The 21342-nt window shown below is 70.9% G+C and carries 22 protein-coding genes and 1 riboswitch; of the genes, 11 read left to right on the forward strand and 11 right to left on the reverse strand.

The features are described from left to right. Positions 1–45 precede the first annotated feature (45 nt). Both ACIBW9_RS05140 and ACIBW9_RS05145 read left to right on the forward strand, forming a co-directional pair. The gene (locus ACIBW9_RS05140) at positions 46–1398 is read left to right on the forward strand and encodes a class II 3-deoxy-7-phosphoheptulonate synthase (RefSeq protein ID WP_398951309.1); all 1353 of its coding nucleotides are present in this window, start codon (positions 46–48) and stop codon (positions 1396–1398) included. Between the two features lie 144 nt (positions 1399–1542). Next, positions 1543–1776: a (2Fe-2S)-binding protein gene (locus ACIBW9_RS05145; protein ID WP_344405178.1), complete on the forward strand. Its 234-nt coding sequence runs from the start codon at positions 1543–1545 to the stop codon at positions 1774–1776. On the opposite strand, the gene bfr is transcribed toward ACIBW9_RS05145, so the two are convergent. After that, entirely contained in the window at positions 1773–2252 is a 480-nt protein-coding gene (gene bfr, locus ACIBW9_RS05150; protein WP_351469901.1) for a bacterioferritin, read from the reverse strand. The genes ACIBW9_RS05145 and bfr overlap by 4 nt on opposite strands. A 174-nt stretch (positions 2253–2426) precedes the next feature. On the opposite strand from bfr, the gene ACIBW9_RS05155 reads away from it, so the two are divergent. Continuing rightward, positions 2427–3074: a sulfite oxidase-like oxidoreductase gene (locus ACIBW9_RS05155; protein WP_398951312.1), complete on the forward strand. Its 648-nt coding sequence runs from the start codon at positions 2427–2429 to the stop codon at positions 3072–3074. 16 nt (positions 3075–3090) lie between these two features. Here the strand turns inward: ACIBW9_RS05155 and ACIBW9_RS05160 are convergent, their stop codons facing one another. The 6 genes from ACIBW9_RS05160 to thiO form a co-directional block, all read right to left on the reverse strand. Continuing rightward, the gene (locus tag ACIBW9_RS05160) at positions 3091–3570 is read right to left on the reverse strand and encodes a DUF4396 domain-containing protein (protein ID WP_398951314.1); all 480 of its coding nucleotides are present in this window, start codon (positions 3568–3570) and stop codon (positions 3091–3093) included. A gap of 76 nt (positions 3571–3646) precedes the next feature. Further along, the gene (locus ACIBW9_RS05165; protein ID WP_398951316.1) at positions 3647–4516 is read right to left on the reverse strand and encodes a deoxyribonuclease IV; all 870 of its coding nucleotides are present in this window, start codon (positions 4514–4516) and stop codon (positions 3647–3649) included. 34 nt (positions 4517–4550) lie between these two features. After that, entirely contained in the window at positions 4551–6476 is a 1926-nt protein-coding gene (gene pknB, locus ACIBW9_RS05170; protein WP_398951318.1) for a Stk1 family PASTA domain-containing Ser/Thr kinase, read from the reverse strand. 118 nt (positions 6477–6594) lie between these two features. Continuing rightward, positions 6595–7389: a thiazole synthase gene (locus ACIBW9_RS05175; RefSeq protein ID WP_365838123.1), complete on the reverse strand. Its 795-nt coding sequence runs from the start codon at positions 7387–7389 to the stop codon at positions 6595–6597. Between the two features lie 3 nt (positions 7390–7392). Continuing rightward, entirely contained in the window at positions 7393–7593 is a 201-nt protein-coding gene (thiS, locus tag ACIBW9_RS05180) for a sulfur carrier protein ThiS (protein ID WP_398951320.1), read from the reverse strand. Beyond that, the gene (gene thiO / locus ACIBW9_RS05185; protein WP_398951322.1) at positions 7590–8744 is read right to left on the reverse strand and encodes a glycine oxidase ThiO; all 1155 of its coding nucleotides are present in this window, start codon (positions 8742–8744) and stop codon (positions 7590–7592) included. The genes thiS and thiO overlap by 4 nt, the downstream gene beginning before the upstream one ends. Next, positions 8742–8853, reverse strand: a riboswitch (TPP riboswitch). (Overlaps the previous gene by 3 nt.) 53 nt (positions 8854–8906) lie before the next feature. Between thiO and ACIBW9_RS05190 the strand changes: the two genes are divergently transcribed. The 6 genes from ACIBW9_RS05190 to ACIBW9_RS05215 all read left to right on the forward strand — a co-directional run bounded on the left by ACIBW9_RS05190 (position 8907) and on the right by ACIBW9_RS05215 (position 13958). Further along, on the forward strand, positions 8907–9257 hold the full coding sequence (locus tag ACIBW9_RS05190; RefSeq protein ID WP_398951324.1) for a hypothetical protein: 351 nt from the start codon (positions 8907–8909) through the stop codon (positions 9255–9257). 32 nt (positions 9258–9289) lie between these two features. Continuing rightward, the gene (locus ACIBW9_RS05195) at positions 9290–10531 is read left to right on the forward strand and encodes an NAD(P)/FAD-dependent oxidoreductase (RefSeq protein ID WP_398951326.1); all 1242 of its coding nucleotides are present in this window, start codon (positions 9290–9292) and stop codon (positions 10529–10531) included. A gap of 91 nt (positions 10532–10622) precedes the next feature. Next, complete coding sequence (locus ACIBW9_RS05200) at positions 10623–10994, forward strand: Rv2175c family DNA-binding protein (RefSeq protein WP_115908649.1); 372 nt, start codon at positions 10623–10625, stop codon at positions 10992–10994. Positions 10995–11118: 124 nt separating this feature from the next. Then, positions 11119–11769, forward strand: a complete 651-nt coding sequence (thiE, locus tag ACIBW9_RS05205; protein ID WP_398951329.1) for a thiamine phosphate synthase — start codon at positions 11119–11121, stop codon at positions 11767–11769. Between the two features lie 240 nt (positions 11770–12009). Then, a complete protein-coding gene (gene metF / locus ACIBW9_RS05210) occupies positions 12010–12933 on the forward strand; it encodes a methylenetetrahydrofolate reductase [NAD(P)H] (protein WP_398951331.1) in 924 nt (307 codons plus the stop codon). A 56-nt stretch (positions 12934–12989) separates the two neighbouring features. Then, positions 12990–13958 (forward strand): hypothetical protein, encoded by a 969-nt coding sequence (locus ACIBW9_RS05215; protein ID WP_398951333.1) that lies wholly within the window; start codon positions 12990–12992, stop codon positions 13956–13958. Positions 13959–14019: 61 nt separating this feature from the next. On the opposite strand, the gene ACIBW9_RS05220 is transcribed toward ACIBW9_RS05215, so the two are convergent. The 4 genes from ACIBW9_RS05220 to ACIBW9_RS05235 form a co-directional block, all read right to left on the reverse strand. Continuing rightward, positions 14020–15528 carry a phytoene desaturase family protein gene (locus ACIBW9_RS05220; RefSeq protein ID WP_398951335.1) on the reverse strand — a complete coding sequence of 503 codons (1509 nt, stop codon included), beginning with the start codon at positions 15526–15528 and terminating at the stop codon, positions 14020–14022. 437 nt (positions 15529–15965) lie between these two features. Beyond that, complete coding sequence (locus ACIBW9_RS05225) at positions 15966–16601, reverse strand: TetR/AcrR family transcriptional regulator (RefSeq protein ID WP_398951337.1); 636 nt, start codon at positions 16599–16601, stop codon at positions 15966–15968. Between the two features lie 47 nt (positions 16602–16648). Beyond that, positions 16649–18733 (reverse strand): YhgE/Pip family protein, encoded by a 2085-nt coding sequence (locus ACIBW9_RS05230; protein ID WP_398951339.1) that lies wholly within the window; start codon positions 18731–18733, stop codon positions 16649–16651. Continuing rightward, positions 18705–19472: an ATP-binding cassette domain-containing protein gene (locus tag ACIBW9_RS05235; protein WP_398951341.1), complete on the reverse strand. Its 768-nt coding sequence runs from the start codon at positions 19470–19472 to the stop codon at positions 18705–18707. Before ACIBW9_RS05235 ends, ACIBW9_RS05230 begins: the two co-directional genes overlap by 29 nt. 161 nt (positions 19473–19633) lie before the next feature. Between ACIBW9_RS05235 and ACIBW9_RS05240 the strand changes: the two genes are divergently transcribed. Then, the gene (locus tag ACIBW9_RS05240) at positions 19634–20200 is read left to right on the forward strand and encodes an SAV_6107 family HEPN domain-containing protein (protein WP_398951344.1); all 567 of its coding nucleotides are present in this window, start codon (positions 19634–19636) and stop codon (positions 20198–20200) included. Positions 20201–20380: 180 nt separating this feature from the next. Then, the gene (locus ACIBW9_RS05245) at positions 20381–21151 is read left to right on the forward strand and encodes a methyltransferase (RefSeq protein ID WP_398951346.1); all 771 of its coding nucleotides are present in this window, start codon (positions 20381–20383) and stop codon (positions 21149–21151) included. Positions 21152–21342 lie beyond the last annotated feature (191 nt).

The following is a 21342-nucleotide window of genomic DNA, read 5'->3' on the forward strand; positions in this document are numbered from 1 at the left end:
GGGCAGTGGGCTGGACGCCCGACACGACCCCGTAATGTTGACGTCGTGACCGTGAACGCTAAGACCAGCGCGAGCGCTGGCAACACCTGGCGAGATCTGCCCGCGGCGCAGCAGCCCGAGTACCCCGACCTTGAGGCTCTGCGCGCAGTTGTTGCGGACCTCGAGTCGTATCCGCCGCTCGTCTTCGCGGGCGAGTGCGACCAGCTGCGCGCCCGGATGGCGTCCGTCGCCAAGGGAGAGGCGTTCCTCCTCCAGGGCGGCGACTGCGCCGAGGCCTTCGACGCGGTGTCCGCCGACCACATCCGCAACAAGCTCAAGACGCTGCTGCAGATGGGCGCCGTGCTGACGTACGCCGCCTCGGTGCCGGTCGTGAAGGTCGGCCGTATCGCCGGCCAGTACTCCAAGCCGCGCTCCAAGCCGACCGAGACCCGCGACGGCGTGACGCTGCCGACCTACCGCGGTGACTCCGTCAACGGCTTCGACTTCACCGAGGCCGCCCGGATCCCGGACCCGGAGCGGCTGAAGCGGATGTACCACGCGTCCGCGTCCACGCTGAACCTGGTGCGTGCCTTCACCACCGGCGGCTACGCCGACCTGCGCCAGGTGCACGCCTGGAACCAGGACTTCGTGAAGTCGTCCCCGTCCGGGCAGCGCTACGAGCAGCTCGCGCGGGAGATCGACAACGCGCTGAACTTCATGCGGGCCTGCGGCACCGACCCGGAGGAGTTCAAGACCGTCGAGTTCTACTCCTCGCACGAGGCGCTGCTGCTCGACTACGAGTCCGCGCTCACCCGCGTCGACTCGCGCACCGGTCAGCTCTACGACGTCTCCGGGCACATGGTGTGGATCGGTGAGCGCACCCGGCAGCTGGACGGCGCGCACATCGAGTTCGCCTCGAAGATCCGCAACCCGATCGGCATCAAGCTCGGCCCGACGACCACGGCCGAGGAGGCGCTGCAGTACATCGACCGCCTCGACCCGGAGCGCGAGCCGGGCCGGCTGACCTTCATCGTCCGCATGGGCGCGGACAAGATCCGCGACAAGCTTCCCGAGCTGGTCGAGAAGGTCACCGCCTCGGGCGCGACGGTGGCCTGGGTGACCGACCCGATGCACGGCAACACCTTCGAGGCGGCCTCCGGTCACAAGACCCGCCGTTTCGACGACGTGCTCGACGAGGTCAAGGGCTTCTTCGAGGTCCACAAGGGCCTGGGCACCCACCCGGGCGGCATCCACGTCGAGCTCACCGGGGACGACGTCACCGAGTGCGTGGGCGGCGGCGACGAGATCTTCGTCGACGATCTGCACCAGCGCTACGAGACGGCCTGCGACCCGCGTCTGAACCGCAGCCAGTCCCTCGACCTGGCGTTCCTCGTCGCGGAGATGTACCGGGACCAGTGACAGGGATACCTGTTACCGGGACATGAATGGGGCGCGGATCACATACGATCCGCGCCCCGCTCCACTTTTGCGGCTCCTGCCCGCCGGGTAAGGTTAGGTTAGCCTCACCGATCAACGGGGATGGCACTTCGATCCCGGCGGGAGGTGAACCGCGTGTTCGTCTGCAGTTGCTTCGGCATCACAGAGCAGCAGGTCAAGAAGCACGCGGAGGACGGTGCCTGCACCCCGCGCCAGATAGCCTCGGCCTGCAAGGCCGGCACGGACTGCGGTTCGTGCGTACGCCGTATTCAGGCGCTGCTCGGCAGGGGCGAGTGCCCCCGCCGTGAGCTCGCAGACCAGGGCAAGCCGGTCCTGGCCGCGCTGGACGAGGCGGCCTAGCTCTCCGGCTGCTCGATCAGCTGCGCGATGTAGAGCGCCTCGCCGAGCTTCTCCACCAGTTCCAGCTGGGTGTCGAGGTAGTCGATGTGGTGCTCCTCGTCCTCGAGGATCGACTCGAAGATGTTCGCGGACGTGATGTCGCCCTTGTTGCGCATCACCTCGATGCCCCGCTTGAGGCGGTCGATCGCCTCGACCTCGATCTGCCGGTCCGCCTCGAACATCTCCCTGACGGTCTGTCCCACCCGTACATGGAAGAGGCGCTGGTAGTTCGGCAGTCCCTCCAGGAACAGGATCCGGTCGGTCAGCACCTCCGCGTGCTTCATCTCGTCGAACGACTCGTGCCGCGTGTATTTGGCGAGCTTCGTCCAGCCGAAGTTCTCCTGCATCTTCGCGTGCAGAAAGTACTGGTTGATCGCGGTCAGCTCGCCGGTGAGCTGCTCATTGAGGAATTCGATGACCTCGGGGTCGCCCTGCATCGCTAAGGCTCCTTCCAAGCGGGGGGAACTGGCAGGCTGCGCCGCATGATTGCACCGGCGAGGAAGATCGTCCAGTAAGTCTGCGCTTAGTAAGTAAGTGCATGCTCAGTACTGATTGCCCCGTTTTGGCGGGGGCGGTCAAGTGCACCGTCCGCGGTCTGTCAGGATGGAGTCATGGGTCAGCCGGTGGAGCGTGAATCGGGAGAACGCGATTCAGGAGGAGCAGCACAGTCCGAGCTTCCCCCGGGGCAGCGTCTGCAGCGCGGCTGGCCGGTGACGCATTACGGGCCCGTTCCCAAGTTCCGCCCGGAGCGCTGGGAGTTCAGGGTCTTCGGCGCCACCGCGGACGGCGAGAAACACTGCTGGACCCATGAGGAGTTCACGGCTCTGCCGTACACCACCGTCGTGGGCGACCTGCACTGCGTCACGAAGTTCAGCATGCTGGGCGCCGAATGGGGTGGCATTCCGGCTCGTTCGATCCTTGAGATCGCGCCGCCCGCACCCACGGTCACCCATGTGATGGTGTGGGCCGAATACGGATTCAGTTCGAACCTCCGTCTGGCGGATTTCGCCTCCGAGCGGACCATCTTCGCCACCCACAAGGACGGCGAACTGCTGACCGCGGAACACGGCTTCCCGCTGCGTCTCGTCGTGCCCCATCTGTATGCCTGGAAGGGCCCGAAGTGGGTGCGCGGCGTGGAGTACATGACCACCGACCGCCGAGGCTTCTGGGAGGAGCGCGGCTACCACAACATCGGCGACCCGTGGAAGGAGCAGCGCTACTCCTACCAGGAGGAGCCCGGGGAGGGCCCCGAGCTCTGATCCCGGTCCTCGCAGGTCAGTGGTGGTATGCGTGCACCACCGCATGCCCCTTGCCGCGGCCGATCATCCACTTGTTGACGGGCGTCGTCACGAAGAAGGCGAGCGCCAGCGAGATGGCGAGCGAACCCCAGAACAGCAGGTCCGCCAGTTGCGCGTCCATCGCGTCCGGCCACAGCACGATCACGCCGTTGTCGATCAGCTCCATCACCGCGATGGACAGGGTGTCCGCGGCCAGTGCCACCCGGAAGGCCGTACGGAAGTCGACGCCGGCCCGCAGCACCCCGCGCAGGGTGAGCGAGTAGCCGAAGAAGAACGCGAGGACGATCGCCAGGATCGTCGTCGCGAGGTTGCCCCAGCCGAGCGCCGTGCCGATCACCATGCCCAGCACCTCGCCGACGGCGCAGCCGGTGAGGCAGTGGAGGGTGGCCTGCGCGGCCGTGCTCCAGGTGGCGGCCGCCGGGTGATGGTGTGCGTGCGCGTGTGCCTCGTGCTGCATGACTGCCCCCAATGTCAGGTAACGGTTCCTGCACCGAGCAGGAACCGTATACCCCCCAGGGGTATTCCCGAACGGGTCAGGAGTCGCGCAGTTTCTTCAGCCGCTCCACATCGGCCGCATGTCCCTCCTTGCCGCCCGGCGTCTCGATGATCAGCGGTACGCCCTCGGTGGCGGGGTGGGTCATCAGCGCCCGGAAGGGGTCCTCACCGATGTGACCTGCGCCGATGTTCTCGTGCCTGTCCTTGTGCGCGCCGACCACGTCCTTGGAGTCGTTGGCGTGGATCAGCTTCAGCCGGCCCTCGCCGACCGTGTCCACCAGCAGATCGAGGGTCTGGTGCATGCCGTTCGGGCCGGTCAGGTCGTGGCCGGCCGCGAAGATGTGGCAGGTGTCCAGGCAGATCCCGAGCTTCGGATGGGCGTCCAGCGCCTCGAAGTACGGTCCGAAGTCCCAGGTCCGCGAGCAGAGCGAGGCGCCCTGCCCGGCCGTCGACTCCAGCAGCAGGAACGGATCGTCGTCATGGGTGAGCTCGTCCAGCAGCGGCAGCATGTACTGCCGTACCTGCTTCAGGGCAACCGACCGGTCCCGGCCGCCCGTCGCGCTGCCCGTGTGCACCACCACGCCGAGCGCCCCGATCTCCCGCCCGCGCCGCAGCGAGTGCCGCAGTGACTCCACCGACCTCTGCACGGTCGCCTCGGTGTGCGAGCCGAAGTTGATCAGATACGGGGCGTGGACGTACGCCGGGATCGACTCGGCCGCGCACACCTCGCGGAACTCCTCGTCCTGCCGCGGATCGCCGGCGGGCGTGGCCCAGCCGCGCGGGTTGGCGACGAAGACCTGCACGGTCTCGGCCTTCAGATCGTGGGCGTAGGACAGACCGACGGAGTGGAGACCACCGGCGACGGGGACATGGCCGCCGACGGGGTTGCGGGACTGCTGACTCTTCACCCGTTCAGGGTGTCATGCGCCGCGACCTGCTCCGTCACCGGATCTTGATGGTGATGGTCGACCCCTTGGGTGCCGTGTCCCCGCCCTTGACGGACTGGTTCTTGACGGTGTCGCCGAACAGGCCGAGCAGACCGCGGTCCTCCTCGACCTTGAAGCCGGCGTCCTCCAGGGCCTTGTGCGCGTCGTCCACGCTGTCGCCGGTGACGTCCGGGACCTCGACCATCTCCGGGCCCTTGGACAGCGTCAGCGTCACCGTGTCGCCCTCGGCGGCCTGGCTGTCGCCCGCGGGCGTCTGCGCCGCGACCTGGCCCTTGTCGTACTCGGAGTTGATCTGGGTGGAGGCGACCTTCACCGTCAGACCGGCGCTCTCCAGGTCGGCCTTCGCGTCCTGAAGGTCCTCACCGGTGACGTCCGGGACGTCCACCGGGCTGCCCTTGCTGACGACCAGCGCGATCGCCGAACCCGCGTGCCGCTTGGTGCCCGCCTCGGGGGTCGTGGAGATCACCGAGCCCTTGGGTACGTCGTCGCTGAACTGCCGGGTGACCATGCCGGGCTCGAGCCCGCTCTTCTTCAGCCGGGCCCTCGCCTCGGCCAGCGTCCGCGCCGACACATCGGGCACCCGCACGGTCTCCGGGCCGTCGGAGATGGTGAGCGCCACCGACCTGTTGTCACGGATGCGGGTGCCGGGCGCGGGGTCCGAGCTGATGACCGTGCCCCGCTGCACCGTGTCGCTGTACGCGTGCTTGACGGCGCCGAGGTCGAGGCCGGCCTTCTGCAGCTGCTGGGTGGCCTGCGTCTGGGTCTTCGCCAGCACGTACGGGACCTTGGTGAACTGGCCGGAGTTGATGTACCACACGCCCGTGCCGACCCCGAGTATCAGCAGTACGGCGACGAGGACCGTGAGCGGACCCCGCCGGGAGCGCGCGCCACGGCGCCGCGGCGGCAGCGGCGGGGGAGTCTCCAGGCGGCTCGTGCGGTGCAGGACGGCCTCGTCCTCGTTCACCGGCAGCGGGCGCGGCACCGTCAGCGCGCGCGGGATCACGCTCGTACGGTCCTCGGAGATGCGCCGGTGGTCCGCGGCGAGGGCCTGCGGCGGCAGCACGTCCAGCTGGTCCGGGCTGAGCGCGACGCGCACCTCGCGGGTCTGCGCGAGCAGCGCCACCGCGTCCTGCGGGCGCAGGCCGGGGGTGCGGGCGGTCGCCGACGCGACCAGCTCGTCCAGCCGGTACGGCAGCCCCGGCACGGCGGCCGACGGCGGCGGGACGTCCTCGTGGAGGTGCTTGTAGAGGACCGTCGCCGGGGAGTCCCCGCCGTGCGGCCGGTCCCCGGTCAGCATCTCGTACAGGACGACACCGCACGCGTACACGTCGACCCGGGGGTCGGCCGTGCCGTGTTCTATCTGCTCGGGAGCGAGGTACGAGACGGTACCGAGGACGGTGCCGGTGGTGTTGGTGACCGTGTCCACGGAACGCACCAGGCCGAAGTCGGCGACCTTGACCCGGCCGTCGTCCCCTATCAGCACGTTCTCCGGCTTCATGTCCCGGTGGACGAACCCGGCGCGGTGTGCGGCACCGAGGGCGGCGAGCACCGGCTCCAGGATGTCCAGGGCGGCGCGCGGCTGCAGCGCCCCGCGCTCGCGCAGCACGTCCCGCAGGGTGCACCCGGCGACGTACTCCATGGCGAGGTAGACGTACGACCCGTCGGTGCCCTGGTCGAAGACCTGCACCACGTTCGGGTGCGCGAGCCTCGCGACCGACTTCGCCTCGCGGATGAACCGGTCGACGAAGGTGCCGTCGGCCGCGAGCGTCGGGTGCATCACCTTCAGCGCGAGCACGCGGTCGAGGCGGGTGTCCAGGGCCCGGTAGACCGTGGCCATCCCGCCGACCGCGATCCGCGCGTCCACGCGATAGCGCCCGTCGAGCACCTGCCCGACCAGAGGGTCCTGAAGGGTCGTATCCACGCAGGTGAGTGTACGAGCCGTGACTGACAGGGCTGCCGGTTCGGGTGAGATCGGAGCGGGACTGCAGCCGACCTGTGACGGACGTCGCACCGACTTCCGGAACTTGTCGAACGCGAGTTCAGAACGCGGGGCGTTCGGGATCCAGGTGCGCGCGCCCCTCGTGCGGCGAGGACGCCTCCGCGAAATGGCGGCGCGGGATGCGGCCCGCCCGGTACGCGAGCCTGCCCGCCTCCACGGCGTGCTTCATGGCCTCGGCCATCAGCTGCGGCTCCTGGGCCCGCGTCACCGCTGAGGCGAGCATCACACCCGCACATCCGAGCTCCATCGCGAGCGCCGCGTCCGAGGCCGTACCGGCACCCGCGTCCAGGATCACCGGCACGCGCGCGTGCTCGGTGATCAGCTGGAAGTTGTGCGGGTTGCGGATGCCGAGCCCGGAGCCGATGGGCGAGCCGAGCGGCATGATCGCCGCGCAGCCGACGTCCTCCAGCCTGCGGGCGAGGACCGGGTCGTCGTTGGTGTACGGCAGCACGGTGAAGCCGTCGTCGACCAGGGTCTCGGCCGCGTCCAGCAGCTCGATCGGGTCCGGCAGCAGGGTGCGCTCGTCGGCGATCACTTCGAGTTTGATCAGTTCGGTGCCGAGCGCCTCGCGCGCGAGGCGGGCGGTCAGCACGGCCTCCCCGGCGGTGAAGCAGCCCGCCGTGTTCGGCAGTACCCGGATGCCGAGCTTCTCCAGGACGGACAGCACCGAGCCGTGCACCGAGGGGTCCACGCGCCGCATCGCGACCGTCGTCAGCTCCGTGCCGGACGCCACCAGCGCCCGCTCCAGGACGTCGAGGCTGGGGGCACCGCCGGTGCCCATGATCAGACGGGACGTGAAGGACGTACCGCCGATGACAAAGGGGTCGTCGGCCATGGGTCAGCCTCCTTGGACGGCGGTGAGGACCTCGACGCGGTCCCCCTCACGCAGGGACGTCGACGGCCACTGCGCGCGCGGGACGACGGTCTCGTTCAGGGCGGCGGCCACTCCGGAGGGTGCCGGGGTCAGCGCGCGTACGACGGTGTCGAGAGCCGTGCCGGGAGCGAACTCCCTGGGCTCTCCGTTGACGGAGATGTTCATGCGGGCTGCTCCAGAAGCGCGAAACGCTTGGGGGTGAACGGGCGTGCCTCGTCCGGGAGTTCACCGGTGGCCAGGGCGTGCGCCATGGCGTCGCCGGTGACCGGGGTGAGCAGCACGCCGTTGCGGTAGTGACCGGTGGCCAGCAGCAGACCGGGCAGTGCGGTCGGGCCGAGCAGGGGCGCGTTGTCCGGAGAACCGGGGCGCAGACCGGCCCGCGTCTCCGTCAGCGGCAGCTCGGTGATCCCGGGGACCAGCTCGTGTGCGTCACGCAGCAGCTCGTACACCCCGCCCGCGGTGACCGTCGTGTCCCAGCCCAGCTCCTCGCTGGTCGCACCGATCACCAGCTCACCGCTCTCGCGCGGCACCAGGTAGACATGGCTGCCGCGGACGACGGCGCGCACCGTGCGGCTCAGGAACGGCGCGTACCGCTTCGGCACGGTCAGCCGCAGCACCTGCCCCTTCACGGGGCGCACGGGTGGCAGCACCTCGTCCGGGACGCCCGGCAGCCGTCCGCTGAGGCTGCCGGCCGCCAGGACCACCTGGCCCGCGCCCAGCTCGGCGCCGTCGGTCGTGGTGACGCCGGTGGCCCGGTCCCGTACGACATGGAAACGCTCGGCCCAGGTGCGGTGGAAGACCACACCCGCGTGCTCGCACGCGGCCACCAGCGCGCGTGCCAGTCGCCGCGGGTCGATCTGGTGGTCTCCGTCCACCCGCAGGCCGCCGCGCACGCCCGGTGCGAGCATCGGCTCCAGGCGCCGGCACTCGCGCCCCGTCAGCCACTCCGAATCCAGGCCCGACTCCCGCTGCAGGGCGTGCAGTTCGCGCAGATGGGCGCGGTCGTCGGCGTCCAGGGCGACGGCGAGCGTGCCGCATTGGCGATAGCCGAGGTCCTGACCGGTGAGCTCGCTCAGCTCGGCCGCGAAGTCCGGGTAGCGGCGGGCCGACTCCAGATTGAGGCCGAGCAGGGTCTGCTCGCCGTAGTGCAGCTCCGTGACCGCGGCCAGCATCCCGGCGGCCACCTGGGCGGCCCCACCGCCCGGTTCGGGGTCCACGACGGCCGTGCCGAAGCCGCGCTGCGCGGCCCGCCAGGCCGTGACCAGGCCGATGATTCCGCCCCCGATGACGAGGACGTCTGACGTACGTGACGACATGGGCGTCCAGCCCCTCCCTTCGCCGGCATGACCCGGATCAGGTTCGTACGGTCGGAGGCCGCCAGCCTCCCTCTCAGCCCGGTGCGTCCGGGCTCCCGCGAGTGCTTGTACGTTGGCCACCCTAGCCCGACCCGCCGCGCCTCTGTAAGGGAGCCTTCCGTCATGCCCCGCTCGCTGGACGGCCTCGTCCTCGCCCCCGTCGCCGACCAGGCCCCAGGTCAGGTGGGCACCCGGACCCGGTTCACCTACCACGAGCAGGGCGGCGAGGTCTGGGCCGAGTACGCGGGCGGCGACGTCGTGCGCGGGCATCTGGTGGGTACGCGGTCAGGTGACCGGCTGGACTTCCGGTACGTCCAGCTGAAGAACGACGGGACGACCTCCTCGGGGCACTGCGTCTCGGCCGTCGTGGAGCTGCCGGACGGGCGGGTGCGGTTGGAGGAGACCTGGGAGTGGGAGTCGCAGTCGGGCAGCGGGACCAGTGTTGTGGAGCAGGTCACTGAGCACGACTCCTGACTGACGAATAGTCAGTTGTCTATGGTGATCAGGTGAGTGAGCAGACGCGGGAAGTGAGCACGTCACCGGCGCGGCGCGTGGTCGTCGTCGGCGCGGGCATGGCCGGTGTCCAGACGGCCGTCGCCCTGCGCGAACAGGGCTTCACCGGCACCGTGACGGTGATCGGCGCCGAGCCCCATCAGCCCTACGACCGGCCGCCGCTGTCCAAGGCCGTCCTGCTCGGCAAGGCCGAGGGCTCCGCCTTCGACGTCGACTTCGAGGCGCTCGGCATCGAACTGCGGCTGGGGTGCGAGGTGCTCGGCGTGCGCCCCGGCGAGCACGAGCTGGACACCGAGACCGGGCCCGTGCCCTACGACGTCCTGGTTCTTGCGACCGGCGCCGAACCGATCACGTTGCCGGGCACGGAGGGCGTGCCCGGGGTGCATCTGCTGCGCACCCTTGACGACGCCGAGCGGCTGCGGCCCGTGCTGGCCAGGCAGCACGACATCGTGGTCGTCGGCGCGGGCTGGATCGGCGCGGAGTTCGCCACCGCCGCGCGCGAGGCGGGCTGCGCGGTGACCGTCGTCGAGGCCGCCGACCGGCCGCTCGCCGGCGCGCTGCCCGCGGAGGTGGCCGCACCGATGGCCGCCTGGTACGCCGACGCGGGCGCCGAACTGCGTACGCACGCGCGCGTGGCGCACATCGAGCCCGGCGCGGTCGTCCTCGACGGCGGCTCCCGGCTGTCCGCGGGCGCCGTCGTGGTCGGCATCGGCGCCCGCCCCGCCACGGCCTGGCTGCCCGGCTCCGGCATCGAGCTCGGCGCGCACCGCGAGGTCGTGGCCGACGCCCACCTGCGCACCTCGGCACCGGACGTCTACGCCGTCGGCGACTGCGCCTCCTTCCCCTCGGGACGGTATGGCGAGCGCCTGCTGGTCCACCATTGGGACAACGCCCTCCAGGGCCCGCGCACGGTGGCCGCGAACATCGTCGGCGAGGCCACCGGCGCGCCCCCCGCGGTCTACGACCCGGTCCCGTACTTCTGGTCCGAGCAGTTCGGCCGCTTCGTCCAGTACGCCGGTCATCACACCGCCGCAGACACGACCCTGTGGCGCGGAGACCCGTCGGGGCCCGCCTGGTCCGTCTGCTGGCTGCGCGAGAGCCGCCTGGTCGCCCTGCTGGCGGTCGGCAGGCCGAGGGATCTCGCGCAGGGCAGACGGCTGATCGAGGCGGGCACCCCGATGGACCCCGAGCTGCTGGCGGACCCGGCACGGCCCTTGAAGACGGCCACGGCGTAGTACGCGGAACGGCGGCCACGACGGGGGGTGAAACCCCAGGTCGGACGCTTCTGGCTTCCGACTGTCGGTGCGGGATGGCAGGCTTGACTCCGTGACCGAGATTGACGCAAAGATCGATGCTCTCGTCCCCGCCTGGCTCACCCTCCCCGACATCGCAGAGATGCTCGACGTCGAGGTGACGCGTGTGCGGCAGTTGGTCAAGGAGGGCCAGCTCATCGCCGTACGCCGAGGTGAGAACCGCGCGCTGCATGTGCCCGCCGCATTCATCGACGCGGCCGAGCAGAAGGTCGTCAAGGGCCTGACCGGCACCCTGACGCTCCTGAGGGACGACGGCTTCACCGACGAAGAGATGATCGAGTGGCTCTTCACCCCCGACGACAGCCTGCCCGGCACCCCCGCGCAGGCGCTGAGCGAGAATCGCGGTACGGAGGTGAAGCGCCGGGCCCAGGCGCTCGCCGTCTGATCCGAACAGGCTGAACCGAACAACGTCCGGCGTACGGGCCGGGGTCCGCCCACAGGGCCGCGGCCGCGGTTCACTGCGGCCCGTACGCCGCCGACCAGGAACGACACCCACGGGGGACCCTCGTATGCCCGACACCGCCGCACGCGCCGAGCTCGCCGACGCCCGCGTCTACCTCTGCACGGACGCCCGCAGGCGCCAGGGCGACCTGCCGGAGTTCCTGGACGCCGTCCTGGCCGGCGGCGTCGACATCGTGCAGTTGCGCGACAAGGGCATGGAGGCCGCCGAGGAGCTGGAGCACCTGAAGGTCTTCGCCGACGCCTGCGCCCGCCACGGCAAGCTGCTCGCCGTCAACGACCGCGCGGACGTCGCGCACGCCGCCGGCGCCGACGTGCTCCACCTCGGCCAGGGCGACCTCCCGGTCCCCGCGGCCCGCGCGATCCTCGGCGCGGACGTCCTCATCGGCCGCTCCACCCATGCCGAGTCGGAGGCCGCCGCTGCCGCCGTCCAGGAGGGCGTGGACTACTTCTGCACCGGCCCCTGCTGGCCGACCCCCACCAAGCCCGGCCGCCACGCCCCCGGCCTCGACCTGGTCCGGTACACCGCCTCCCTGGGCGCCGAGCGCCCCTGGTTCGCCATCGGCGGCATCGACCTCGGCAACCTCGACCAGGTGCTCGAGGCCGGCGCCCGCCGCGTGGTGGTCGTCCGTGCGATCACGGAGGCCGACGATCCGGGCGCGGCGGCCCAGGAGTTCGCGAAGCGGCTGCGGAGCGCGTAGCGCAGGCCTCGCCGGAGTCCGGCGTCCAGCAGATTGTCCGATGGGCGCCAGAAGGATTGTCCGATGGAAATCCGGCAGGTTGTCCTACGGAATGTGCGGCAGCTTGTCGGACGGAATGCCTGACGGCTTGTCCGAAGAATGTCCGCCGGGTTGTCCGATAGGTGGACAACAAATAGACAAATCCGGCAAATATCCTGCATCCGGTTGGGGGAGTCGCCGCCCCCTGACTAACCTGCGGGTATGGCCCTCGGAACCGCATCAACCAGGACTGACCACGCGCGCACGGTGCGTGACATGCTCGCGACCGGCAAGACGACGTTCTCGTTCGAGTTCTGGGCTCCGAAGACGGAGAAGGGCGAACGCAACCTCTGGAACGCGCTCCGCAGGGTCGAGGCCGTGGCCCCCAGCTTCGTCTCCGTGACGTACGGGGCGGGCGGCTCCACCCGTGCGGGCACGGTGAAGGCGACCGAGCAGATCGCCGCCGACACCACGCTCACCCCGGTCGCCCACCTCACGGCGGTCAACCACTCCATCGCCGAGCTGCGCAACATCATCGGCCAGTACGCCGACGCCGGGATCCGCAACATGCTCGCCGTGCGCGGCGACCCGCCCGGCGACCCCATGGGCGAATGGGTGCCGCACCCGACGGGGCTGACCTATGCCGCCGAGCTCGTCGAGCTCATCAAGGAGTCGGGCGACTTCTGTGTCGGCGTCGCGGCCTTCCCGGAGATGCACCCGCGCTCCGAGGACTGGGACACGGACGTCGCCCACTTCGTCGACAAGTGCCGGGCCGGCGCCGACTACGCCATCACACAGATGTTCTTCCGACCGGAGTCCTATCTGCGGCTGCGCGACCGGGTAGCTGCGGTCGGCTGCGACACCCCCGTCATCCCCGAGGTCATGCCGGTGACCAGCGTGAAGATGCTGGAGCGGCTGCCGCAACTCAGCAACGCGCACATCCCCGCCGCCCTGAAAGAGCGGATCCTCACAGCAAAAGACGATCCGACCGCTGTACGCTCCATTGGCATCGAATTCGCCACGGAGTTCTGCGCGCGGCTGCTGGCCGAGGGAGTGCCCGGACTGCACTTCATCACGCTCAACAACTCCACGGCGACGCTGGAAATCTACGAAAACCTGGGCCTGCACCACCCCCCGCAGGCCTAGACCGGCCGCACGGGTATACGACACACTGCGTAGCGGCGACTCGGAGAGGGGCGTACATGGGCTGGACGGTCCTCTACATCGCGTTCGGCATCGTCGCGCTGTGGCTGCTGGGCGAGGTGCTGCTGCAGTACAAGGCGCGGCTGCGCTGGCGGCTGCTCGCCTTCGCCGGGTTCCTCGGCGTCGTGCTCGGGGTGCTGATCCCCTCGGTGATCGTCATCGGTCTCGGCGCTGCCGCGTTCGCGGTCGGTCAGACCTACGTCACGCTGTCGTTCCGCCGCGGCTTCGCATCGGGCTGGGCGGTCAGCCGGACCGGCATCCCGGGCGTCGGCAAGCGCGACCGCGGCGAACCCGACCACCAGGACCCTTCTCTGGAGGTCTCCGACCTCGAGCCGGGCGACGACGGCCACGACGAACAGGACGTCTACCAGCGCGACAGCGTGTCCTACGGCAACGAGGACGACTACGACCGCGACGACGTCTTCACGCCCGTCCGCTCCTCCCAGCCCGCATCCGCCGAGACCACCGCGGTCTACGAGCCGCAGCCCCTGCCCGAGGACACCGGCTCCTACGGCATATACAGCGACTCCGCGTACGCCGCCGCCGACGCGTCCTACGCGAACGCGGGGCAGTCCCAGGACCAGTACGCGACGGCCGCCCAGGGCGCCGACCAGTCCTACGGGTACGACTACTCGGGCTACAACCAGCAGCAGTACGGCTACGACACCACCGGCCAGCAGCAGTACGCCGCCTACTCCGACCCCTACATCGGCACCCAGACCTACGGCGGCGGCTACGACGCCTACGGTCAGTACGGCCAGCAGGGCTACGGCCAGGACCAGTACGCCACCGGCAGCTATGACGGCCAGACGCCGTCCGGCGGGGTGTGGGTCCCGCAGCAGCGCACCGACGAGGCCTACGGCGGCGAGTTCCCGCAGGAGCAGGCCTACCCCTACCAGGACAACGGCCAGGGCCAGGGACAGGGCCATGCCCAGGGGAACGGGTACGACGAGCAGTACCGCTTCTGAACGCGCAGTACCGTTTCTGGTGGCCCGGTACCGCCTCTGAGGACCCTTCAGGCCGGGGCGCTCACTGAGAGCCCCGGAACTCCGGCCCCTCCACGATCAGACCCGCCACCAGCGCCCCCGACATGCCGGCGTGCGGCAGCCCCCCGCCGGGGTGCGACCAGCCTCCGGCGGTGAACAGGCCCGCTGTCGCCGTGCTGTTGGACGGGTGCAGGGCGCCCTGTGCGGACGCCAGCGACGGCGGCGGGACGGCACCGCCCTCGGCCCCCGTCTCCCGCTCGGTGTGCACCGGAGTGCGGACCTCGCGCCACAGGGTCCGCTCACGCAGCTCCGGTACCGCACGCTCGGCGGCGGCGACCATACGGTCCGCGAAGGCGTCGGCGGCGCCGGGCGCCGACCAGTCGTACCCCCTCCCGGACGGCACCGTCGCCGTCAGCACCACCGCCTCGTGTTCCTCGGTGGGGCGCAGGGCCGGGTCGTCCGGGCGGTCGATCCGTACCGTGGGCCGCTCGGGCGTTGTCCCGGGCCCGAACAAGGACAGCTCGTCCGCCGCATCCGGGGAGTGCACGACCGTACGGTGCACGGCGTCCGGCTCCCGTGCGCCGCGCAGAGCGAGGCAGACCACCACCCTGCCCGGGTGCAGCCCTTCCGCGCCGGGCTGGACGTCCTGAGCTCCGTAGAGCTTGCGGCCGGGCATGAGGCCGCCCAGCCGCCAGGGGCCCGTACCTACGACGGCGTCCGCCTCTGTCACGGTCCCGTCGGACAGCTCCACGCCCGCCGCGCGACCGTCCTTCTCCAGGATCCCGGTGACCTCCGCGCCGAAGACGAACTCGACCTTCCGTGCCCGGCACCGCTCGTACACCGCCCGTGCCAACTCCCGTATGCCGCCCCGGACATACCAGGTGCCGAAGGCATGCTCCATGTACGGCAGCACGGCCGCGGAGGCCGGTGCGGTTCCGGGGTCGACGCCGTACGCGAGGGCGTAGCCCTCCAGCAGCGCCGCGAGGCGCGGGTCGCGCAGCTCCCACGCGCCGATCTCGGCGAGCGTGACGGCCCGGCGGGTCCGCAGCAGCCGCTTGTGCGGGACCGCCGGGTACGGCTCGCGGGCTGCCAGCACCGGCCAGTTGGGCCACAGGGGCTCCTCCAGCAGCGGCCGGCGGGTGCGGTCCCAGGCCTCGCGGGCCCGCACCAGGAAGTCGCCCCAGCGGCCACCCGCGCCCGCCCCGAGCGCCTCGTCCAGTGCGGCGACCACCCCCGCGCGCGAGGCGTTCGGCAGCGCGACCGCGGTGCCGTCCGCGAACACATGCCGCGAGGACGGGTCGACCTGGACCAGTTCGACGCACTCCTCCAGCGGCTCCCGGCCGGTCTTGATGAACAGATCACGCCAGACAGCGGGCAGGGTCAGCAGCCCGGGGCCGGTGTCGAAGCCGAACCCGTCACACTCGAAGCGCCGCACCCCTCCGCCATACGTCTCCGCACGCTCGTAGACCACCACCCGCTGACCAGCGACGGCCAGCCGGGCGGCGGCCGCCATCGCGCCCATCCCGGCGCCGATCACCACGATCCGTCCCATGCCTGCGACTTTATCGACCGCCACTGACAGTCACGGCACCCCGGGCCTAGGGGAGTACGAGAGCGGAGGCGAACCTGACCAGTCGGCAACCGAGCGGCCTGCGCATGAGTGCGCAGGTCTGAGTATCCGTACCTAGTGAGTGAGATGAGTACGCGCGCGGATGGGGTCCGACCTGCGCGAACGAGAGAGTGGAGACACGGAAAGGGACACGGCTCCGGCACCGGCGACACGGGGCGCCGGAACGGAGCCGCCCCGGATCCGCTCCTTCCGCCGGCCGAGGTCGGCGGGAGCGAGGCACGGGGGAACCCGGGGGAACGACCGAAACGGGGGCCCAACCGGGAAACCGGGGGGAGCACAACGGGGGAGCACGAGAAGGCGCCGGTTCGAGGTGGCCCGCGGGGGACGCGGCCACACCGGACCGGCGCTTTCGTGTGCGATCAGCTGACGCTGCGCCCGCTGACGCGCCCCTGCAGCAGCCGGGACAGCGCGGCATGGACGTCGTCCAGGGAACGCTCCGGCTGGAAGGACTGCCAGTCGAGGGCGGCCACCAGGACCATGCCGACCAGCGCCGACGCGGTCAGCGGCACATCGATCTCGTCGCTGAACTCGCCGCCCGCCACGCCCGCGCGCAGGACGTCCTCGACGACCGCGACCGCCTGCTGCCTGACCACCATCAGGGTCGACTGCCAGGTCCGGTTGGTGCGCCACAGCTCGGCCACGTACAGCTGTGTGAAGGCCGGATAGCGTTCGATGAAGACGAGACCGGCCCGGATCATCGCGTCCAGGGCGTCCACCTTGGTGCCGCCGTCCCTGGCCGTGCGCTCGGCCGCCTCCCGGAGGGAGGCGGTGAGCAGGCCGACCCCGTGCCGCAGCAGCTCCTCGAAGAGGACCGACTTGCTCGCGAAGTTGTAGTAGACCGTGCCCTTCGCGACCCCGGCCCGCTCGGCGATCTCGTCCACCGTGGTGGCGGAGAAACCCTGCTCGGCGATGAGCGTGACGGCGGCCTCGTAGAGCTTCTGCCGGGTGGCCTCGCGGCGGGTGCTGCCGCCCGGCGTGGTGCTGCTGCTTTCCATGGGCCTGATTGTCACAGGAGCCGTGCCCCGGGATGTCACCTCCGCGCTCACAGGCTCAGCTCCGGGTGCAGCCGGTCCAGGGTCCACACCTGGCGGCGGCGCGCCGACACGGCGGTCAGTGCGAGGGCGCCCGCGGTGAACGCGACGAGCACCACGCACGCGTGCCACACCGGGCCCAGGCCGCCGCCCGTGATGAGCCTCCTGAGCGCCTCCACGATGTAGCTCATCGGCAGGAAGGGATGGATCGCGTTGAAGAAGCCGGGGCTGGTCTGCACCGGATACGTGCCGCCCGCGGAGGTCAACTGCAGCATCAGCAGGGCGAGGACGAGGATCCGGCCCGCCGCTCCGAAGCGTGCGTTCAGCCACTGCACGATCGCCCCGAAGCACGCCGTCACCAGGAACAGGAAGCCGACCGTGCCCGCCGCCCGGGCCATCTGCAGGCCGATCGCCCAGTGCAGCACCGCCATCAGGGACACCGTCTGCAGGACGCCGATCGCCACCACCGGGAGCCAGCCGGCCAGCGCGATCCGCCATGCGGGGGCGCCCGTGGCGAGCGCGCGCCGGTTCATCGGCGGGATCAGCATGTACGCCACCATCGCGCCCACCCACAGGGACAGCGGGATGAAGTACGGGGCGAATCCGGTGCCGTAGTTGGGCGCCTTGTGCAGGTCCTTGGAGACGAGCTTGACGGGGTCGGACATCACCTCGGTGCGCAGGTCGCGGTCCTTCTTGTCGTAGTCGGGGATCTTCCCGGCGCCGTCGTGCAGTCCGCCCGCGAGCTTCCCGGAGCCGTCGACCAGCTTGAACATGCCGCCGTTGAGGGTCTCGGCGCCGGTCTTCAGCTGCCCGACACCCTCGTCGAGATCTCCCGCGCCGCTCTTCGCCGTGCCGAGCCCCTGGTGCAGCTTCTGTGCGCCGGCGGCGACCTTCCCGGCGCCCTCGTTCAGCTCGTTGATCTTGGCGACGGCGTCGGAGAGGTCCTCGGACAGGTGCGGTGCCCGGTCGGCGAGCGCCTGGGCCTGCGACTGGAGAGTGGCCAGGTTGCCGTCGAGCTTCTTCAGGTCGCCGTGCTGGTCGGCGATCAGCGTGTTCAGGTCGTCGGCGATCGTCGCCACGTCGGCGGCCGCGTCCTTCGCCTTCTTCAGGTCGGAGCAGGCCGGATCCGGCAGCACGGGGTTCTCGCAGCGCGCCCGGTAGACCTCGTTCAGCGCGTCGGAGGCCGCGTGGGCGCCCTTGGCTGCGGCCGGGGCCGTCTTCACCAGGGTGTCGAGGTTGTCGCGGATCGCCTTCGAGGAGTCGGCGACGAGCCGGGCGGTGTCCCCGATGGTCTTCTCGTTGTCCTTGAGGAACGGGCCCGCCTTCTTGTTGATCCCGTTGACCTTGTCGGCGAGCGCCTGCGTGCCCGCCGCGACCTGCTTCGAGCCGTCCGCCAGGTCGCCGGCGCCCGTGGCGAGCTTCGTCAGGCCCCCGGACAGCCGGTCGCTGCCGTCCTTGGCGTCCTTCAGGCCGTCGGCGAGATCCTTGGAGCCCTTCTCCGCCTTCCCGATCCCGCCGTTGAGCTGGTCGGCGCCGTTCGCGGCCTTCACCGTCGCTCCGTGGATGTCGGAGAACGAGATGAAGATCTTGTCCAGGAAGGTCCGCGACGCCTTCGCGGACGCGGCCCGGCGCACCTCGCTGAACACCGTCCGGGAGATCTGCCCGACGATGTAGTTGTTCGCGTCGTTCGTGCGCACCTGGAGCGCGCCCGTCTCCGGGGAGGCGCCCGCACTCGACGCGATCCGTTTGCTGAAGTCGGCCGGCATGGTCAGCGACAGGTAGTACGTGCCGTCCTCCACGCCCGCGTGTGCGTCGGCGGCGCTCACCTCGTGCCAGTCGAAGGTGTCGCTGTCGCGCAGCCCCTCGGTGATGGCGTCGCCCGCGGCGATCTTCTTCCCGTCGGCCGTCGCCCCTTTGTCGTCGTTGACGAGCGCCACGGGGATACGGTCCAGACGGCCGTAGGGGTCCCAGAAGGACCACAGGTACAGGGCGCCGTACAGCAGCGGCAGCACCAGCAGCGCCACCAGGGCGGCACGCGGCAGCCTGCCCCGGCGGAACCGCCTGAGCTCAAGAGCGGCCAGTTTCGGCGAGCGCATCGGCCTCCTCCTTCTCCGTGGTGGACTCTTCCGTGGTGGCCTTCTGAGTGGTCGCTACGACGACGGTGTCCTGAGGGGCCTCGCTGCACACCGCCACGACGGTCGTCCCGGCCGCGGCGATCGACCTCAACAGTGCCCAGACCTCGGCCCGTTCGGCGTCCGAGAGCTTCAGGTCGGTGTCGTCGACGCCGAGCAGCCGGGGCCGGCCGAGCAGGGCGAGCGCGATGGACAGCCGCAGCGCCTCCAGCCGCTCCAGATCGCGTACGGCCGTCCGGGAGCCCTTGGGCAGTGCCTCCCGGTCCAGCCCGGCGGCGGCCAGTGCGGTGTCGATGCGCAGCCTGGCCTCGGCCGTGCGCTCCTTGCGCGGCCGCAGCAGCGCGCGCAGCGAGTCGCCGAACCGCCGCTGCAGCAGCGCCCGTTCGAGCAGATGCTCACCCACGGTCAGCGCCGGTTCGAGGTCGGTGACCCCGGCGACATGCGCGAGCCCGCTGACCCGGCGCACCGCCGCCATCTGCTTGGGCAGCTTCCACTCGCCCACCTCGGCCGCTCCCGCGGTGGGCTTCATCCGTCCCGTGAGCGCGAGCAGCAGGCAGGTACGGCCGGACCCGGACGGTCCCTCGATCGCGATCAGCGAGCCGGGCTCCGCGTCGAACGTGACGTCGCGGAACGCCCAGCCGCGAGGGCCCCTGACTCCGAGGCCGCGGGCCGTGACACCGATTCCGGGCACGGTTCCCCCCATCCCCTGAATTTGAACTGACTGGTCAGTGCAAAAACTACTCCGAACCTTCGATCGAAGCAAAAGCGCAGGTCAGAACGGATTGTCAGTGGCATACCGCACGATGGGCACATACGGCATCCCGTATCAGGGCATGCCGTCACGCAGACGACAGGAGGTTCGTCATGGCCAGCTATCACGCAGCAGCCGCCCGTCGGCGCCGCGCCACCGGCCCTGCCCCCTCACTGACCGGACCGGCGAGCGACGTCCACCCCGTGCTCCGCCGGACCACGGCCCCGCCCGCCGCCCTCGACCTGCTCGCCCAGGCCCGCGCCGGACTGGACGAGGCAGCCGTCCTCGAAACGCCCAACGAGCGCTATGCCACCGCCCACCTCGCCGCCCTGCGCACGGCCGCCGCCGTGCTCGCCGCGCGAGGCCGCCCCGAGCCCACCTCCCGACGCCGCGCCCGCATCAGGAGCGCCTGGGAAGTGCTCCCCGAGATCGCGCCCGAACTGACCGAGTGGAGCGCCCTGTTCGCCTCCGGGGCCCGGCGCCGCGCCCGGGCCGAGGCGGGCATTCAGGGCGCGGCCAGCCGCCGGGACGCCGACGACCTGATACGCGACGTGGCGATGTTCCTGCGCCTCGTCGAGCGGATGCTCGTCCTCCAGCCGGTCCTGCCGCAGCCACGCCAGGACGCCGACCACCCGCAGGCCGACGCGGAGGGCGACCGCGGCTTCCCGGACACGGGCTGAGCGGGTACGAGTCCGCCGTACGAGACGATCGCCGGGGCAGGCCCGCGCGGTGACCAGGTGGGGCGGTGGAGGCAATAGGGTGGAGACCGCCTGAAGCCTTCCCTCCCGCACCCCGGCCGGGGAGGCAGCCCGTTCGCTCCGCCGTGCCATGGGCGGTGCCGCGCCGAGGAGTCAACTGCCGTGTCGGACCCGAGCCGCCCCCGCGCCTCCCTCCGTACCGCCGTGGTCTGGGAGGTCCTCCAGGACGCCCTCGAACGCCGGGTGAAGGCCACCGGGCGGGAGTCGCTGGACGTCCTCGACACCGGGGGCGGCAGCGGCAAGTTCGCGGTGCCCGTCGCCCGTCTCGGCCACCGGGTCACCGTCGTCGACCCCAGCCCCAACGCGCTGTTCGCGCTGGAGCGCCGCACCGCCGAGGCCGGTGTCGCCGACCGGGTCAAGGGCGTCCAGGGCGACGCCCACGGCCTCTTCGACGTGGTCGAGCGCGGCGGCTACGACGTGGTGCTGTGCCACGGCGTCCTGGAGTACGTCGACGACCCGGCCGAGGGCGTGCGCAACGCCGTGGCCGCCCTGCGCTCCGAGGGCGTGCTCAGCGTGCTCGCCGCGGGCCTCGGCGGCGCCGTGCTCGCCCGCGCCCTCGCCGGCCACTTCAAGGAGGCCAGGCAGGCCCTCGCCGATCCGAACGGCCGCTGGGGCGCGGGCGACCCCGTGCCGCGCCGCTTCACCGCGGAACAGCTCACCGAACTGGTCGAGGGCGCGGGCCTCAGGGTCGGTGCCGTACACGGCGTACGGGTCTTCGCCGACCTGGTCCCGGGCGTCCTCGTGGACACCGAACCCGGCGCCCTGGAGGCGCTGCTCAAGCTGGAGGAGGCGGCGGCCGAACTCCCCGCTTTCCACTCCGTGGCCACGCAACTCCATGTGCTCGGCGAGACGCAGGGGGCCACCGAGGCCTGAGCCGACTCCTGTGGTGCGCCGCTGATCAGGGACTTGGGCCGCACATGGAGTACGCCACAGGCCCCCCGATCGGGCGTTCAGCGCCGTATGATCGAGGGAGACCGCCCGGCATGACGGGTCGGCCGCTGGGGAATGCAAGATTCAGCGAGCCGGTACGTCCATGGCGGGTTCCGGTTGGCCAATTGGCGCAG

The organism is Streptomyces sp. NPDC049541 (genome assembly GCF_044465725.1).
In the GTDB taxonomy this organism is placed as follows: Bacteria; Actinomycetota; Actinomycetes; order Streptomycetales; family Streptomycetaceae; genus Streptomyces.

What these genes read in the sequence shown, in the direction of transcription:
- bfr (WP_351469901.1), bottom strand. Translation starts at nt 2,252, where the DNA reads ATGCAGGGCGACCCCGAGGTCATCGAATTCCTCAATGAGCAGCTCACC.
- ACIBW9_RS05155 (WP_398951312.1), top strand. Translation starts at nt 2,427, where the DNA reads ATGGGTCAGCCGGTGGAGCGTGAATCGGGAGAACGCGATTCAGGAGGA.
- ACIBW9_RS05160 (WP_398951314.1), bottom strand. Translation starts at nt 3,570, where the DNA reads ATGCAGCACGAGGCACACGCGCACGCACACCATCACCCGGCGGCCGCC.
- ACIBW9_RS05175 (WP_365838123.1), bottom strand. Translation starts at nt 7,389, where the DNA reads ATGGCCGACGACCCCTTTGTCATCGGCGGTACGTCCTTCACGTCCCGT.
- thiS (WP_398951320.1), bottom strand. Translation starts at nt 7,593, where the DNA reads ATGAACATCTCCGTCAACGGAGAGCCCAGGGAGTTCGCTCCCGGCACG.
- thiO (WP_398951322.1), bottom strand. Translation starts at nt 8,744, where the DNA reads ATGTCGTCACGTACGTCAGACGTCCTCGTCATCGGGGGCGGAATCATC.
- ACIBW9_RS05190 (WP_398951324.1), top strand. Translation starts at nt 8,907, where the DNA reads ATGCCCCGCTCGCTGGACGGCCTCGTCCTCGCCCCCGTCGCCGACCAG.
- thiE (WP_398951329.1), top strand. Translation starts at nt 11,119, where the DNA reads ATGCCCGACACCGCCGCACGCGCCGAGCTCGCCGACGCCCGCGTCTAC.
- metF (WP_398951331.1), top strand. Translation starts at nt 12,010, where the DNA reads ATGGCCCTCGGAACCGCATCAACCAGGACTGACCACGCGCGCACGGTG.
- ACIBW9_RS05215 (WP_398951333.1), top strand. Translation starts at nt 12,990, where the DNA reads ATGGGCTGGACGGTCCTCTACATCGCGTTCGGCATCGTCGCGCTGTGG.
- ACIBW9_RS05220 (WP_398951335.1), bottom strand. Translation starts at nt 15,528, where the DNA reads ATGGGACGGATCGTGGTGATCGGCGCCGGGATGGGCGCGATGGCGGCC.
- ACIBW9_RS05225 (WP_398951337.1), bottom strand. Translation starts at nt 16,601, where the DNA reads ATGGAAAGCAGCAGCACCACGCCGGGCGGCAGCACCCGCCGCGAGGCC.
- ACIBW9_RS05230 (WP_398951339.1), bottom strand. Translation starts at nt 18,733, where the DNA reads ATGCGCTCGCCGAAACTGGCCGCTCTTGAGCTCAGGCGGTTCCGCCGG.
- ACIBW9_RS05235 (WP_398951341.1), bottom strand. Translation starts at nt 19,472, where the DNA reads ATGGGGGGAACCGTGCCCGGAATCGGTGTCACGGCCCGCGGCCTCGGA.
- ACIBW9_RS05240 (WP_398951344.1), top strand. Translation starts at nt 19,634, where the DNA reads ATGGCCAGCTATCACGCAGCAGCCGCCCGTCGGCGCCGCGCCACCGGC.